Source organism: Janthinobacterium silvisoli (assembly GCF_014200725.1).
GTDB lineage: Bacteria > Pseudomonadota > Gammaproteobacteria > Burkholderiales > Burkholderiaceae_D > Janthinobacterium.
In genome coordinates, this window is sequence record NZ_JACHCL010000002.1 from 1,219,691 (window position 1) to 1,235,648 (window position 15,958).

Annotated in this window: 10 protein-coding genes; 4 read left to right on the forward strand and 6 right to left on the reverse strand. The window is 58.7% G+C overall.

All coding sequences use genetic code 11. The features are described 5' to 3' along the window. The first annotated feature begins 129 nt into the window (after positions 1 to 129). A complete protein-coding gene (locus HDE75_RS15630; RefSeq protein WP_221291868.1) occupies positions 130 to 1,005 on the forward strand; it encodes an AraC family transcriptional regulator in 876 nt (291 codons plus the stop codon). Here the strand turns inward: HDE75_RS15630 and HDE75_RS15635 are convergent. Next, positions 982 to 2,178 carry an MFS transporter gene (locus HDE75_RS15635; RefSeq protein ID WP_183676819.1) on the reverse strand — a complete coding sequence of 399 codons (1,197 nt, stop codon included), beginning with the start codon at positions 2,176 to 2,178 and terminating at the stop codon, positions 982 to 984. The genes HDE75_RS15630 and HDE75_RS15635 overlap by 24 nt on opposite strands. Before the next feature lie 88 nt (positions 2,179 to 2,266). On the opposite strand from HDE75_RS15635, the gene HDE75_RS15640 reads away from it, so the two are divergent. Further along, positions 2,267 to 3,172, forward strand: coding sequence for a LysR family transcriptional regulator (locus HDE75_RS15640; RefSeq protein WP_183676818.1), 906 nt, complete (start codon positions 2,267 to 2,269; stop codon positions 3,170 to 3,172). Between the two features lie 8 nt (positions 3,173 to 3,180). Here HDE75_RS15640 and HDE75_RS15645 read toward each other — a convergent pair whose 3' ends face one another. From HDE75_RS15645 to HDE75_RS15660, 4 genes are all read right to left on the reverse strand, one after another. Continuing rightward, a complete protein-coding gene (locus HDE75_RS15645; RefSeq protein WP_183676817.1) occupies positions 3,181 to 3,801 on the reverse strand; it encodes a flavin reductase family protein in 621 nt (206 codons plus the stop codon). Positions 3,802 to 3,833: 32 nt separating this feature from the next. Further along, positions 3,834 to 4,685, reverse strand: a complete 852-nt coding sequence (locus HDE75_RS15650) for an AraC family transcriptional regulator (RefSeq protein WP_183676816.1) — start codon at positions 4,683 to 4,685, stop codon at positions 3,834 to 3,836. A 15-nt stretch (positions 4,686 to 4,700) separates the two neighbouring features. After that, complete coding sequence (locus HDE75_RS15655; protein WP_183676815.1) at positions 4,701 to 5,333, reverse strand: YbhB/YbcL family Raf kinase inhibitor-like protein; 633 nt, start codon at positions 5,331 to 5,333, stop codon at positions 4,701 to 4,703. A 124-nt stretch (positions 5,334 to 5,457) separates the two neighbouring features. Further along, on the reverse strand, positions 5,458 to 6,375 hold the full coding sequence (locus HDE75_RS15660) for a DMT family transporter (protein WP_183676814.1): 918 nt from the start codon (positions 6,373 to 6,375) through the stop codon (positions 5,458 to 5,460). Positions 6,376 to 6,499: 124 nt separating this feature from the next. On the opposite strand from HDE75_RS15660, the gene HDE75_RS15665 reads away from it, so the two are divergent. Then, positions 6,500 to 7,300: an AraC family transcriptional regulator gene (locus tag HDE75_RS15665; protein ID WP_183676813.1), complete on the forward strand. Its 801-nt coding sequence runs from the start codon at positions 6,500 to 6,502 to the stop codon at positions 7,298 to 7,300. Positions 7,301 to 7,417: 117 nt separating this feature from the next. On the opposite strand, the gene HDE75_RS15670 is transcribed toward HDE75_RS15665, so the two are convergent. Next, on the reverse strand, positions 7,418 to 15,016 hold the full coding sequence (locus HDE75_RS15670) for a beta-1,3-glucanase family protein (RefSeq protein ID WP_183676812.1): 7,599 nt from the start codon (positions 15,014 to 15,016) through the stop codon (positions 7,418 to 7,420). Between the two features lie 536 nt (positions 15,017 to 15,552). Here HDE75_RS15670 and HDE75_RS15675 point away from each other — a divergent pair. Beyond that, positions 15,553 to 15,933 carry a BPSL0067 family protein gene (locus tag HDE75_RS15675; RefSeq protein WP_183676811.1) on the forward strand — a complete coding sequence of 127 codons (381 nt, stop codon included), beginning with the start codon at positions 15,553 to 15,555 and terminating at the stop codon, positions 15,931 to 15,933. The last annotated feature ends 25 nt before the right edge of the window (positions 15,934 to 15,958 follow it).

The following is a 15,958-nucleotide window of genomic DNA, read 5'->3' on the forward strand; positions in this document are numbered from 1 at the left end:
CGCCCAGCCTGCGCACACTAGCCGATAAGGCGCAGAGTCTTGCACGATCCGCTCAATCCTGCGTCCGCAAGCTGTTTGCGCTTGCGAACAATCCCAGCCTGGGGCTACCATCAAAGCATGGATAAACTGATGGAAATCTGTGCCCTGATCCGCCGCCAGGCCCATGACTGGCCAGCGCAACTGGCCGTGGACGGCGTGCGCGTATATGCCTCGCAGGACGCCACGCCGCCAGCCCAGCATATCAGCGAGCCGATGTTTGCGCTGGTGGCGCAAGGGGCCAAGCAAACGATATTGGGCGAACGCACCTATGACTATGGCGCCGGGCAATATCTGGTGGTGTCCGTCGATTTGCCGATGTGCGGCTGCATTACCGAGGCCAGCGCGGAAGCGCCCTTCCTGGCTGTCGGCCTGACCCTGAAACCGGCCATCATCGCCTCCTTGCTGCTGGACATGCCGCACAGCACAGTGACGGCAGCGACCAGCGTTTCTGGCATGCACGTCAGCAATGCCAGACCCGAGCTGCTGGACGCCGTGCTGCGCTTGCTGCGCCTGCCCGACCAGCCTGGCGATATCGCCGTGCTGGCGCCGATGCTGGAACGTGAAATCCATTGGCGGCTCTTGTCTGGCGAACAAGGTGTGGCAATACGGCAGATCGGCATGGCCGATAGCCGGCTGTCGCATATCGGCCGGGCCATCCGCTGGATACGCGAACATTATGCCGAGTTGCTGCGCAGCGAGGATCTGGCCCGGCTGGCGGCCATGAGCGTGTCATCGTTCCACCGCCATTTCCGCGCCGTGACCGCCATGAGTCCCTTGCAATACCAAAAGCAAATCCGCTTGCAGCAGGCGCGCGTGCGGCTGATGCAGGAGCCTGGCGACGTGGCGGCCATCGGCTACAGCGTCGGCTACGATAGCCCTTCGCAATTCAGCCGCGAATACAGCCGTTTATTTGGCGCGCCACCGGGCCGCGACAGCGTCCAGCTACGCACCAGCAGCATCTTGTAGCGGACAAGCGGCCAGATGTGATGCACGCGCGCTGCGCGACCAGCCCAGCGCCCCGAACGCCAGCGCAATCATGGCGATCGATACCAGCGGCAAGGCGTCCAGGCCCCACACCGGCGCCACCTTGCCGGCCGTCGAGGAGCCGAGCGCCATGCCGATGAACAGGCACGAGGAATTGAGCGCCAGCACCAGGCCGCGCCACTGCGGCGCCAGCTCCACCATGCGCCGCTGCTGGGCCGGCAAGAAAATATCGACTGCCAGCGCCCACAGCACCAGGGTGGCCAGCGCCACCACCAGCCAGCCTGGCGTGACAGCCAGCACCACGAAGGCCACGCCCATCATCAGCAGCGACATCGTCAGCGAACGTTCGGCCGACCATAGCATCGCCAGCTTGCGCGCCACCTGGTTGCCGGCGATGCCCGCCAGGCCATAGATCAGCAAGGCGATGGACACCATTTGCGGACCGGCGCCGAATTTATCGTGCAAGATGGGCGTGATCATGGTGTAGCTGGCAAACAAGCCACCCAGGCCCAGCACCATCACCGCCAGCGCGCTGGCCAGATCGCGCCGGCACAGCACGGTCAACAAATCGCGCAGCTGCACTTTCTGCCCTGCCGAACGGTCCTGCAGCATCAAGGCCAGCAACACGCCGGAAATGACGGACAGCAAGGCGATCAAGCCAAACATCGCCCGCCAGCCCAGCGTGTGGGCGATCCAGGCCGACAAGGGCACGCCCACCACCGACGCTACCGTCATGCCCGTAAACACGATGGCCAGCGCCTGGCCCTGGCGCTCGGGCGGCACCATGGTCGAACCGAGCGAAGAACCGACCGGCGTCACGGCCGCCATGCCCAGTCCCGTCACGATGCGCGCCAGCACCAGCACCGTGTAATTGGGCGCCAGCGCGCAACCGGCCGCCCCCAGCGCCACGGTGGCCAGGCCGGCCAGCAGCAAGCTGCGGCGCGGCAAGTGGCCGGCAAATACCTGGATCAGCGGCGCGCTGATGGCAAAGGTGACGGCAAACACTGCCACCAGCATCGCCACCGCGCTGCGCGGCATGGCCAGCGAGGTGGCGATTTCCTGCAAGGCGCCCACCACCGACAGCGAGGCCGTGCCGGTGGCGAAAAAGGAAAAGCTCAGCAATCTGAGGATAAGGCTGGTGGAACGCTTGCTCATGATGGTCTCGAAGGGAATACGCGATACCGGCATGATGGCCCCATCACTGGTATATTTGAAATCGATTGTTAATATTCGAGGTATAACTATGATCGATATGAAAGGCGCTGACCTGGCCTTGCTGGTGTCGCTCGACGTCTTGCTGGAAGAAGCCAACGTCACCAGGGCAGCCGTGCGTCTGAACATCAGCCAGCCCGCCCTGTCGGCGCAACTGGTCCGCCTGCGCGACTTGCTGGGAGACCCGCTGCTGTTGCCATCCGAGACCGGGCGCGGCATGGTGGCCACTGAGCGCGCCCTGCAATTGCGCGCGCCACTGCGCGAGGCGCTGCTGGGCCTGGAAAAAACCGTGCGCGAGCCAGCCGTGTTTGATCCGGCCAGCGCCCAGCGCAGCTTCACCGTGGCGGCCAACGACAATGCCACCGCGATACTGGGCCTGGGCCTGGCGCGCACGTTCGAGGCACAGCATAACGCCAGCCTGCGCCTGGCGTTTCGCAACGCAGATCCGGAACAGGTGGTCGGCCAGATGGAAAGGGGAGAAATTGACGTGCTGATCGCCGGCTCGCGCTTCCTGCCGCCCGCCTTGAAAAGCCGTGAACTGATCAGCGACGTTTTCATGCTGGCCCAGCGCAAGGGCCACCCGCGCGGCACGGTCCCGCCCGACCTGGCCAGCTATTGCGCGCTGCAGCACGTGATCGTCTCGAACAGCGGCGGCTTCCATGGCTTCATCGAAGAGCATCTGGCCGCGCTGGGCATGCAGCGCCAGGTGGTTTTATCCGTGTCCAGCTACAACCTGGTACCGCTGATGCTGGCCAGCACCGACTACGTCTGCGCCCTGCCCCTGTGCCTGCTGAACCGCTTTAGCGACACGCTCGATATCTTCCCCCTGCCGCTGGCCAAGCTGGGCTTCACCCTGTCGATGGCCTGGCATCCGCGCAGCGACAATGATGCAGGGCACCGGTGGTTAAGGGAGCGGCTGATGGACGAGGCAAAGTAAGAGAACGCCTATCGCGGCCGGTACATCTGAAACAGGGACTCCTGGCTCACTTCGAAATAGTCTGCAGGCCCGCCACCACGCAGTATAGGATGGGCGCCCGCCGTATCGTAGCTGCCGTTTTTCAGCAAAGCCTGGTCGATATGCACGCCGATCACTTCGCCCAGCACCAGCCAGGTGGCAATTTCATCACCATCAGCGCTGGCCAATTGCAGTATCTGGCTACAGCGGCACTCGAATGCCACCGGGCTTTCTGCAACGCGCGGCACCTTGACCATACGCCCGGGGACAGGCGTGAGGCCGGCCAGTTCAAACTCGTTGATGTCCGGCGGGGCCGCCACGGAACTCAGATTCATGGCCTCGGCCAGGGGGCGGGTTGCCAGATTCCAGACAAATTCACCGGTTTGCTCGATATTGTTCAAGCTGTCTTTACGGCCGACGCTGGCAAAACCGATGATGGGTGGGGTGTAGTTAAAGGCGTTGAAGAAACTGTAGGGCGCGAGGTTGAGCACACCGCTGGCTGAATGCGATGCGATCCAGCCGATCGGGCGCGGCCCCACGATGGCGTTGAAGGGGTCATGCGCCAATCCATGTCCTTTGGACGGCTCGTAAAAATGCTTGTTCTCTGTCATGTTTTTTCTACCCTATCAATTACATCATCAACTCAGCGCACCTGCGATGGCGAGCATCCGAAACGCTCGCGGAAACGCAGGGAGAAGCGTGCACTGGCGCGGTATCCGCACGCTTCAGAGATATGCTGAAGATTCCAGCCGGTGGTCTGCAGCAAGGTCATCGCGTGGTGCATGCGTATATCCAATAGCAAAGTTTCAAAGCGTAAATTTTCGGCCGCCAGCCTGCGCCTTAAGGTCGCTTCGCTCATGGCAAGCTCCCGGCCAGCCTTGGCCGTCGTCCATGGATGCGCGGGTGCATCCGCAAGAATACGCTTGAGGCGGTCAGCAATATGTTGCGTCGATGGCCGCGAAAAATGGCAGCCGCGCTCAGCCAGCGCCAGCAGCAAGCCGACCAGCCTGTGCATTTGCTCGCGCTCGCTGATGTTGCTTGAAGAGATGCCGCGCACGCAATGCTCCAGGGTATCGGCCAGGTCCGCGTCGAGCACCATCTGGCGGCCATGTGCGACTGCTGGCGATGTCAGCATGTCATCCGCATGACGCCGGTGAAATTCCAGCATCACTTCCGGTGCAAACGCCAGCAGCAAAGATTGAAACGTCTGCTGCTCGCCACCAGGGATTTTCTGGATATCGGCACACGCGTTTTGCGCCATTGCCACCAGCGTCAATGGACCATCCAAGGTCATGGAAGTTTCCCCATTGTCGATGATCATCTGGCCTGACTTCACCAGCAGCAAGGTGGCGTCAAAAAACCTGAAACCCTGGGCGTGCTGTGGTCGGCGCAAGCACGGCTGGACCAGCGTGCACAAGCCCCCGCGAGTGACGAGATTGCCAGATGGCAAAGACAATATCGCTACTCCCTTGCCGCTATCTGCCATCGTTTTCATGTGCCTGCAACTATCTCACTTTTGTTGCAAATCGGGATTCAGGGTATAGGTGCCAGTGAGACTGGCTTGCGCAAGCACGTGACCGGCGAGCGCGTCCCGCACATTAGCGCCAGTCAAGGGAGCATTGACGGCGATATGCGGCAAATCGAGTGCGTACAAGGTGAATACATAACGGTGTACCAGCGTATCGTTCCAAGGCGGACATGGACCATCGTAGCCGTGATAGTCACCCGCCATTTGCGCATCGCCCGCAAACCAGTTGGTATAGTCATTGATGCCGTGACGCAAACCATCGGGTGCTGCGGGACCGGCTTTGCCGCGCGCCAGCACGCCATCACTATGGCTGCCGGCAGCGATCTCACGCGCAACCGCAGGAATATCGAGCAAGAGCCAGTGGAAGAAATCGACGCGGGGCAGCGATGCTGGCACTTCCCGCCCTTCCTGGTTGACGTCCTCGCCACTGCTTGGTACGTCAGGATCGTGACAAATCAAGGCGAACGATTGTGTACCGGCAGGCACATCGCTCCAGGCCAGGTGTGGATTGCGGTTGCTGGACAAGGCCACGTGGGTCACTGGATCAATGACCGCAAAGGCAAATTCGCCTGGAATGATGGCGTTATCGGAAAAGCTTAGGCTGCTCAATTTCATGGGGGCTGGCTCGCTATGTTGTGGAGGGAACAAACAAAATTATAAGCAACATCAAGCAGAATAAATGAACCATTCCGATCAAAATAGTGGCATTGGCAGTCAATTTGATTGGATTTGATGCACTTTACCACTGCCGTACAAAACGTGACGCCAGCCACGCATGGCAGCTGACGCAGACAATGCCGGCCACGACGAACAATGCGCCGACCATGAATCCCGGGTTGATTTTCTCGTTTAACAGCCATGCGCCCAGCGCTACGCCGAACAGCGGCGTGAGGAAGGAAAACGCGCCTAGCCCGGAGGCCAGATAGCGGCGCAGCAAGGAAAACCATAGCAGCAGGCTGAGGAACGAGACGATCACCGACTGGAACAGCAGGTTGGCAATCAGCAAGGGCGTGGCGTGGAAGGTGGTTTGCCCCGTGAGCACGGCAAAACCCAGCAAGACTATAAACGCCACTGACAGCTGGAAGATGGCGGTTTGCGATGCAGACACCTTGGCCAGCCCCGAACATCGCACCAGCACGGTAGTCGCGCCCCAGGCGGCGCCCGACAGCAGGCACAGCGCATCACCGAACAGGCTGCTGGCATCGCTAGACTGCTGTCCGCTGGACGGCGTAAAAAAAGTGATGGCGACGCCGGCAAAAGCCAGCACGATGCCCAGCCATTGCACGGGCTTCAAGCGCTCGGAACGCAAGCTGAAATGCAGGCCGACGGCGGCAAACAGTGGCGCCGTGTACAGGAACACCACGCCGTGCGCGGCGCTGGTGAAACGCAGGCCCGTACCCAGCAGCAGATACTCCAGGGCAAATAAGAGACCGGCGCCCAACCCCGCGCGCCATGGCAGGGAGGCAAGGCTGGGCTTCTCACGCCGGTACAGCATGAAGAGGGCAACCAGCACTGCGCCTATGCCGGAGCGCAAGGCGATCTGCAGGATGGGGCTGGCGTCATGCGCCGTCGCCTTCAGCCCGATCTGCTGCATGCTCCACACCAGGCACAACATGATCATCGCGGCGACCGCCTGCCGGTCGATATTCTTGTACATGACCGATACCTTTCCTGAATAAAACCCATTATGTGACAGGCAGATTTTCTTGATATAGTGAATATCCGCCAAGGCATCGCTGTTTCCGGTCAACCTCAACACTGCCAAAAATGGGAGAGTATTCGTGCAAAAGAAGACCCGGCAAATCCTGCTCGCCCCCTACACACAGGAACTTCCTGGCGCCATCTATTTCCGCAGCGCCCCCATGCCGGCAGACGGTTTTTATCCCCCGCATCATCATCCCTGGGGCGAATTCGTCTCGGCAGTCAGCGGCGTGGTGGAAGTGCAATATGCAGGAGGGCACTATGTGGTGCCACCCCAGTACGGTATCTGGCTACCGCCCCATACCGAACACCTGGCGCAGAACCGCAGGGAAGCCTGGCATAGCTCGGTGTATATCAGCGTGGCGGAATGCGCGGACCTGCCCACGCAAGTGACGGCCTTGACGGTCAGTCCCTTGCTACGCGCGATGCTGGAACATCTGCACCGGCAGCCGCCAGGCATACCGCCAAGTGCAGCAGAAGCGCGCTTCCTGAAGGTACTGGTCGACCTGCTGGCGACAGCCGAACGGGCCGGCAGTTACCTGCCCAGCTCGGACGATCCGCTGGTGCAAAAAGTATTGAACATGCTGCAGCATGAGCCGGGCGATAGCCGCTCCGTGGCCGAACTGGCGGCGCATGTCCATACCAGTGAGCGCACCTTGATGCGCCGCTGCCAGCGCGACCTGGGCATGACCCTGGCGGAATGGCGGCAACGGTTGAGGGTCGTCAAGGCCATGTCCCTGCTGGCGCAAGGCCGCACGGTGGAAAGCATCGCCCTGGAACTGGGCTACGCCAGTTCCTCGGCCTTCATCACGATGTTTCGCCGCCTGACGCAGGAAACGCCGGACGAATACCGAAAACGCACGGTGGGACTGGAGCGCTGAAGTCAAGCCAAAGCCAGCTAAGCACTAGCCGAAAAAAAAGGCCGCGGCGTCAACCACGCCGCGGCCTTCTCACTGTTGACTAGCGTTGTTCTGCTTGTCTCCAGATGACTTCATGACTTACCAGCCTATGCCCAGCACCAGGTGTTCCGGTTTAGGGCCGATGACGCTCGAGCTTTGGCCCGATACGTCGTCATAGGCAAAACCGTAAGCCTTGGCGCCGACACTATGGTCATGCCAGAACTTCGCATAGTAGTTCGCTGGCGACGCCGCATACCACGCGGCGGTCGGAGCGCCCCACAAGGAGGTGTCTTCCATGATATGGCGGTTCAAGGCGGCGGCGATTTGTGCTTCCAGTGCCAATTCAATGGAAATCACTGCACCGTCGGTTTCGCCAGCCAGCGGACTGGCCAGCACGCCTTTGGCTTCCAGCATGTCCTGGGTGCTAGGCTTGCCTGGCACCGTGTACACAGTGCTGCCAAGCACGCCATTACCCTTGTCGATTTCATGGAATACGACGGTATCATCGGCAGCGACCTGACCGACGAAACGGCGCGAATTATCGTACATATCTACGACCAGTGGCTTGGTGCGGTACAGATTCCACATGTCGTTAATATATGCATCGAAATACGCAGCGTTGACACGGCCGGAATCGAAGCTGCTCTTGCCTGGCGCCAGGATACGGCGAGGCTGCACTGCGTCTACCAGAAACTCTTTCGGCATTTCTTTCTGGTAAGCCGCAAGGATGCTGTCGCGCGTTTCGGAAATACCGACTTGCTGGTGGAAATTATGGCTATCGCCATACACGTCCATCAACAGCGGGAAACCAAATTGGTCCACCTGGGTCGGGTTCATGTACAAGTTGTCGTTGAGCGTGAACTCGTACCAGTCAAAGTAGATATCGATGTTCGGATCATTATGGTTATTCAGATCCGGACCGGCGAAACCAGTTTGATGATTAATATCCTCATTAATCTTGATGAACAGCGGCGAGCCCATCGAAACAAAGATACGGCCCGAATCCATCTTCGGCAACTTCAAGTTCTTGGCTTGCGCCAGGGTGAAGAAGTAATTGCTGAAGTTCTCGCCGTTTTTCGTCAAATGACCTGGTGCATCATTATCAGACAACAACATTGGCAAGATCGTGCCGTCCGCCTGGAGGTAGGCGAAGTTGTCCTTGTTGTTAGGATCACGGCCAATCACGGCCACGTAGATCTGATCATCAGTCCATTTACCATTGGTATTGTTTTTCAGATCGACCGTGACGAAACCCGGAACTACCGGATAGTCGGGATTGGTACCGCCGTTGTTACCACCGCTGTTACCACCATTACCGCCAGTATTACCAGTGCCACCATTATTACCGGTGCCACCGTTGCCGTTGTCGACCGGATTCACGGTCAGCTTGGCGCCGGTCGATACTGCACCGATGCCGTTGGCATTGGTGACGCTGACGCTAAATACCGCACCGTTGTCGCTGCTCTGCACCGCTGCAATATCGTAGCTGGCAGAGGTCGCGCCTGGGATCAGGTCGGTATTGCGGTTCCATTGATACGTAAAGGAACCGTTGCCGGCAACGCTGGCCTCGAAGTGGGCGCTCTGGCCTGCGGTCACTGTAACAGCAGCCGGCTGTGCCGAGAATTGCGGTGCAGGGCCCGGGTTAGCCGGACCGTACACTTCGAACTCGTACAGCGAATAGCCGTATGGCGTGGCGCGGACAAAGCCTTGCAGGCGCACATAACGGGCAGAGACCGTCGGGAACGTAATCTGTTCCACGCCGCCCTTGCCGCCGGTGATGTGCTTGACTGGCACCCAGGTATTTTTATCATTCGATACCTGGATTTCATACTCGCTGCCATAGGCATTTTCCCATTGCAAAGTCACTTGCGAGATCAGGGTAGGCGCGTACAGATCAATCGCCATCCATGCCTTGTCGTCGAACGCCGACGACCAGCGGCTGTCGCGGCTGACGATACCGTCAATCGCCAGGTTGGCAGTGGTGCCCTGCGGATTTTCGACAGGGCTGGAAAACGCGGTCTTGCCGAGTGCCAGATTGCTGCCCAGTACCACATCGCTACCGCCGCCAACGCCATTAGCGGCGCCACTCGCGGCACCCGTGCCGTTGTTCGCGCTATTAATGGTATTGGTATCGCTGCCACTACCGGCGCTGATGCTTTGCGGTACGCCCACGGTCAACACTGCGCCATCGCTAGGCAGTTTGCTACCGTTCGAGCTTTCCACCACGACACTGTAAATCGCGCCGTTGTCATCGCTGGTCACTGCTGGCGTATCGTAGGACGGTACGTCGGTGCTTGCCACCAACACGCCCTGCTTGAGCCATTGGTAAGTCAGCGTGCCCGGACCCACTGCGTCCACCGTGAAGTGGGCCGACTGGCCGACCGCCACAGTTTGCGCTGCAGGCTGGGTACGGATGGTCAGTGCAGGTGCGTACACTTGCATCTCATACAGGGAATAACCATATTGCGTGCCGCGTTTCACACCGTGCATGCGCACATACTGTGCCTTGGTGATGGCGAACAACAGATTTTCTACACGGCCTTGCCCGCTGTTCTGGGTATAGACTGGCGTCCAGACTTGATTGTCTACCGAGGTCTCGATAATGTATTTCGAGCCAAACGCAGTTTGCCAATCGAGCACCACCTGGTTGATCTCTTGCACGGAGCCGAGATCGATGCTGACCCATTGGTTGTCCGAGGTAGCGTCGTCGCCCTGGAATACAAACGATGCCCAACGGGTACCTTCCAGGCCATTGTCGGCGCGCACCCTGCCAAAACCATCATTGACATACTGAGGGCCAAAGTAGTCGGCACTCTCCGTGGAGCTGGAGCTTGGCGTGCCTTTCAACGCCAGGTTGGCGGCATCGGACGGTACGCCGTCGATGACCAGCAAGTTGGCGTCGTTGCTGCTGGTCACTGCACCGTTGGCCGGATTGGTGACATCGACCCGGAACCGTTCGCCGTTGTCGGCCAGTGTCACAGGCGACGTGGCAAAGCTGCTGCTGGTGGCGCCAACGATCAGCTGATCGTTGCGGAACCATTGGTAAGTAAAGCTGTCGGCGCCGCTGGCGACAACGCTGAACTTGGCCGTCTGGCCTGGAACCAATGACTGGTTAAACGGCTGCGACACGATGGCAGGCGCTTGCTGCTGCGGTGGCTGATTGCCGCCACCAGTACCATTGTCGTTTGCCGCGACGATGGTCAGGACAGCTGGATCGCTGGTGATGCTGTTGCCACGGCTATTGCTGATGATCACCTTGTACTTGGCGCCATCGTCGCTTTTCGTCACGACCGGGCTGTAGACCGGGTTGAGCGAAGAAGCCACTTGCACATCATTACGGAACCAGGTGTAGGTCAGAGGACCGGTACCTGTGGCGACGGCGGCAAAATACGCTTGCTTGTCACCGCTGGCCGACAATTTGACCGACTGGGTCAAAGGCTGGGCAACGATGGCTGGTGCCGCAAACTGCAGCGTACCACTGACGCACAGCACGTCGTTCGGGAAGTTGTTGAACAACTGGGTCGTAACATCGCCGTTGGACGACACCACGTAGGCACGGGTCGCATCGGTTTCCGAGATGTTCGAGGTCCAGGTGCTCCAGCCGCCCGGGAAGGCATCGACGTTAAAGCTGTCGCCAGCGATCGACAATGCTTCTTCCCTGGTCGGCAAACGGCTGCCGATGGTGGAGCAATACTGGCCAGCCAACACCTGGGTGAACTGGGCGATGCCATTCTTGGTCGGTACGCGGCTCCACAGCAAACTGGTGCTGTTGTCGGTGACGACGTTGTTGTTGCCTGGTACCAAGGTGTAACGCTCGGGAGCGCTGCCGTCCTTGGACAGATGGGCAACGTTATACACTTCCAGCTCGTCCAGCGAATAACCGTAGTCAGGGCTACCGCGCAGGGTGCCGGTCATGCGCACATAACGGCCGTTGACGAGAGGGAAAGAGGTATCTTCCACGCCGCCATTGCCTTTATCTTGCGAATAAGCCTTGGTCCAGGTTTTATTATCGTTCGATACTTCAACGATATATTGCTTGGCATACGCCGGATCCCAACGCAGGATCATGCGGTTCATGTCCATCGGCGAACCCAGGTCGACCGTCAGTTCAGCCGTCGGGTTGAAAGCCGAACCCCAGCGCGAATTGATGTCGCCATCAACTGCCTTGCTTGCTGCCAGGCCGATCGCATCCTGGGTGGTGTCTGCCGTCGCCGTGCGGGCGCGTGCCAGATTGACGCCAGGAGCGGCTTGCAACAGCGAAACAGGATCGCTGGTCTGGTCGCCGGCGGCATTGTGCACGAGTACCGTGTAGCTGCCGAAATCGCCAGCCTGCATTGCCGGGAAGTCCAAGGTGGCGCTGGTGCCGACGATGCGCTGGTTCTTGTCGAACCAGGTGTAGGTCATCGGTTGGGAACCCGTTGCCTGCACCACCAGAGTGGCATGGCTGTTCAGCGCTGCCACCTGATTGGCTGGCTGCGTGAAGTGCGGTCCGGTCGCAGCGCCCACGGTCAGGGTGACCGGTGTCGATTGCACGCTATTGACCAGATTGCTTGCCACTACGTAGAACGAGGCATTGTTATCACCCAATACGACAGCGGGGATGGTATAGCTGTTCGACGTTGCGCCATCAATCTTCTGATTGTCGCGATACCACTGGTAGGCCGGTGGCGGCGCACCATTTGCAACGATCTGGAAGGTAGCGGTCTGGCCTTCTACCAGGCTCAGTGCCACAGGAGCGCTGACGATGACTGGCGCTTGCGGCGCAACTACTGTCTCGACGGCGTCGCTGCTGGTCTGGTCGCCAAAGCTGTTTTTCACCTTGACAGTGTAGACAGCGTTATTGTCGCCATTGACCGCCAGGGCGGTGTCGTAGCTGCTGCCTTTGGCGCCAACGATTTCAACGCCATTGCGGTACCAGGTGAAGTCCAGCGGTGCGGCACCCGACACGACTGCTTCGAAATGCGCAGACTGGCCTACGCTGACGGTCAGCGATTGCGGTTGCGCCACGAATGCTGGCGGCAACTGGCTGGCGTCGGCAGGTTGCGGTACTGGCACGACTTCAAAGCTGGCAACATTGCTTTGCAGCGTGCCATCGGAAGAAGCTGCCGTCACCGTCACGGTACCCGGTTCGAACTTGCTGCGCACCGCGATACGCACCAGGCCGCCTTCGGCTGCCAGTTCATGGTCGCCAGGCGCGTGGTAGCTGGTCGGCTTGTCTTGCGACACGGCATTGTTCCAGCCGCCACGATAATTGCCGTTGCTGCTGACCGTAAACGTGATGTTGGTGCTATCTTCAGGCAACAGGATATTGTTCGCGTCAACCACTTTAGCGGTGATGAACGCGGCATCGCTGCCGTTGGCCGTGATCTGGAAGGTGCTGCCGTCAGGCTTTTTCAAGCCAGGCTCGGTGCTCAGGATGATGTGGTCGGCCTTGCCGGCGGTAGCACGCTGGTCTTGTACAACCTGGCCATTGTATTGCACCACATTACCGATTTCATCGAGACATTGGGCCGTGACGGTACCAGCTTGCCATTGAACATTGTCCCAGTGCGCCTGATGCGGCAGACCGGTGGTGTCCTGGGTCAAGTCGGTATTTTCAAAGTCCAGCGGATTCGGCGTCTGATCGTCGCCCTGCTTCACGCCATTGACCAGCAAACGTACCGCCGGGCAATTACTGAAGGTATTGACGCGCACGATGCCGGAACGGTTCCAGTGATGCGCCAGGTTGACTACCGGACGCGTCTTGTAATCGACCCAGGCTGCCTGGTACGCGTAATACATCAGTTTAGGCAAGCGGCTACCGTCCATCATCGATGAACCCAGCGAGCGCACTTCATTCTTGCGCAAATCAGGCGGATTCGGATTGTCGGCGGTAGGCACAGGCACCGGACCGGTCGAGGACAGGAACACATTGTTTTCACCCGGCGTTTCAGCCAGGTACCATTGCACCATACCAAAGGTTTTCGCTGCCACGCCACGGCGCCAGTTGTTCAGGAACTCGGCGGTCAGTTCGATCTCGTGATCGTATTTATAGCGGTAATCACCTTTGCCCCAGTACTCGGCGCCCCAGGCAGGCGAATTCGGGAATTCCGACTTCACGCCCAGTTCGCAGCCGTTCAGGGTACATCCAAGCACGGTGCCGTTCTTGTCGTTCGGGGTACGGTCGGTTGCCACGCGGGTATTGACCGGATCCCAGGTGTTGTTTACCGCTTTCAACACTTGCGCGTAATTGGTATCCATCGGACCGTTATTCGATTCCCACGACAGGATCGAAGGATTATTACGGTCGCGCACGATCATCTCGGTATGGATTTCCGTTTTCAAGGCAAACTTATCGAGTTCGCTTTGGGTACAGCTATCGCTCAAGGCCGCGTTGTAGCATTTATCGAAAGCGCCTTCGCCTTCGCCGCTAGGCTGGATGATGAAGATACCGAGCGCATCGGCGGCTTCGACGAATTCCTTGCTCGACGACGAATGGCCCGGACGGTACAAGCTGCCGCCTGCATCGGCCAGCAACTTCAGGTCGCGCCATTGCTGCTCTTCCGGCACGGCGCTGCCCAGTGCCGGATAGTCGTAGCGGCCGGAAGCGCCCCACAGATGATGGGCAAAACCGTTAATGATCGGGAAATCGTTATTCCAGGTAATGGTGCGGATGCCGAGCGGGCTTTCGACCGTATCGACCACCGCGCCATCGACGCTGACGATATGCACCACGCGGTACATATAAGGCGTACCGTGGCTGCTGTTGTTCGGGAACCACAGCGTAGGTTTGTCGACCGTCAGGTTTTGCACAAACTTGTTGGTCGTCAAGCCCGGACCTGCGTTCGGCTGCAAGACGCGCGCGTCCTGCGCCTGGGCCACCAGGGTGCCGCTGGCATCGTAAATGCGGGTCGTCAGCGTGACGTTTTTCTGCACGCTGTCTTCGTTCAGCACATTGGTCTCGACCTGGATCGCAGCCGACGAGTTGTCGCCTGCAATGCTGACGGTGGACACATGCGTGCCCCAGGTCTTCAGGATGGCGTAGACGTTTTCAGGAATATGCACCTTATCGGTGATATGCATGTACACCGGACGGAACAGGCCTGAATCGCCCTGTCCAAAACGGGCGTCACCGGCGAAATGCGGGTCTTCGAAACCGTTCTTGGTGATCTTCACCGCCAGCACGTTGTCGCTGCCGAGGTTGACCATATTGGTCACGTCGACAATGAACGGCACAAAGCCGATGACATGGGTATAGGTAGGGTTCAAGGCGCTGGTGCCTTGCACTTGCACGCCATTGATGAACACTTGGGCGCCAGTATGCGCGCCTTCGAATTCGATCAGTATCTTGCGGCCCGCATAGGCGGTCGACAAGGGCAGATGCTTGCGGTACCAGACAGTACCGTAAGGCATGCCGGCCAGGCCCGACGTATTGTTGACGAACATATCCTGTTCGTTGACAGAGTGCGGTACGCCAACGGAAGTCCAGCCGCTATCGTCATAAGCGATATCGGTTACTTTGGGATCGCCGATGAAACGATCATCGTTGGTATATTTCCACGGAGTCGCGCCGAGATTGATCTTCAGGCGTTCCGATGGCGGCGCCAGCGCGGACAAGTCTGCCGCCCTGGCATTGGGTGGCCGGTACAGACTGGCCAGCAGGCATAGTACAAGGAACAGCCAAAAACTTGGCCGTATTGCAGGTCTACTATTTTTCATTAGTCACCATAGAGAAATGAACCACGCCGCGTGCAGGGTTGCAGCGCGTGGCGTGGCACCAGGCACTTGCACGTCACGCCCCTGCACTCACCAACATCGTCAGTGCAAAGCCGCCCCGTCAAGCATGTTTAACGCCTTTAAGACACGTTAAATGTTTCCACAGGGCATTATTATCTGAATAGTTTCCTAGTGCAACAGATTTCCATAAGGCAACAAAAGAATACTGAAAACAATAGTAAATAAGATTACTTAATTTGATACTTTTAACATAAAAGAAGGCCTATCGCGCAAATGACAGAATTATCGATATTAATTTAAAAAAACACCGTTATATATTATTTCGCCGATTACATAGACTTGACGACGACAGCGTCGCGTATGCCTTGCGACAAGACATAGCCACATCTGGCTCAGGCCACCATGCTGCACAGGCGTGCAAGCCAATTAAAGAGTGGTTTGTTTGTCTTCGTTTAAGATGCTGGCCGCCAATCGGACTTACCTTGAAATCCTTGCCCCTTTACCTGAGGAGACACGGCATGGCCTACATTTACGCCAAGGCTGCAGGATTGAAGAACCAGCCCATCGTCGGCAGCCACCATGGCGCGGCGCTGGTACAGGAATATGCCGGTGCTCCCACCACCGCCCACTGGCGCCAGGGCGCTGCGGTAGCCGGCAATACGGCGCTCAAACCCGGCACGGCTATTGCCACCTTTGCCGGCGGGCGTCATAGCAGCCATGGCCACCATGCCGCTTTTTATGTCAGGCAAGGCATCAATGGCATCGTCATCGTGGACCAATGGAAGGCGGCTAGCAAAAGCAAGATTTCCCTGCGCCTGATCCAGTCGCAGGGTAAGGACCAGCCGGGTAATTACCTGCAATTCCGGGACAATGCCGACGCATTTTTTGTGATTGAGTGAAATCGCGAGGGAAAGATGCGGGTAG

What these genes read in the sequence shown, in the direction of transcription:
- HDE75_RS15630 (WP_221291868.1), top strand. Translation starts at nt 130, where the DNA reads ATGGAAATCTGTGCCCTGATCCGCCGCCAGGCCCATGACTGGCCAGCG.
- HDE75_RS15635 (WP_183676819.1), bottom strand. Translation starts at nt 2,178, where the DNA reads ATGAGCAAGCGTTCCACCAGCCTTATCCTCAGATTGCTGAGCTTTTCC.
- HDE75_RS15640 (WP_183676818.1), top strand. Translation starts at nt 2,267, where the DNA reads ATGATCGATATGAAAGGCGCTGACCTGGCCTTGCTGGTGTCGCTCGAC.
- HDE75_RS15645 (WP_183676817.1), bottom strand. Translation starts at nt 3,801, where the DNA reads ATGACAGAGAACAAGCATTTTTACGAGCCGTCCAAAGGACATGGATTG.
- HDE75_RS15650 (WP_183676816.1), bottom strand. Translation starts at nt 4,685, where the DNA reads ATGAAAACGATGGCAGATAGCGGCAAGGGAGTAGCGATATTGTCTTTG.
- HDE75_RS15655 (WP_183676815.1), bottom strand. Translation starts at nt 5,333, where the DNA reads ATGAAATTGAGCAGCCTAAGCTTTTCCGATAACGCCATCATTCCAGGC.
- HDE75_RS15660 (WP_183676814.1), bottom strand. Translation starts at nt 6,375, where the DNA reads ATGTACAAGAATATCGACCGGCAGGCGGTCGCCGCGATGATCATGTTG.
- HDE75_RS15670 (WP_183676812.1), bottom strand. Translation starts at nt 15,016, where the DNA reads ATGAAAAATAGTAGACCTGCAATACGGCCAAGTTTTTGGCTGTTCCTT.
- HDE75_RS15675 (WP_183676811.1), top strand. Translation starts at nt 15,553, where the DNA reads ATGGCCTACATTTACGCCAAGGCTGCAGGATTGAAGAACCAGCCCATC.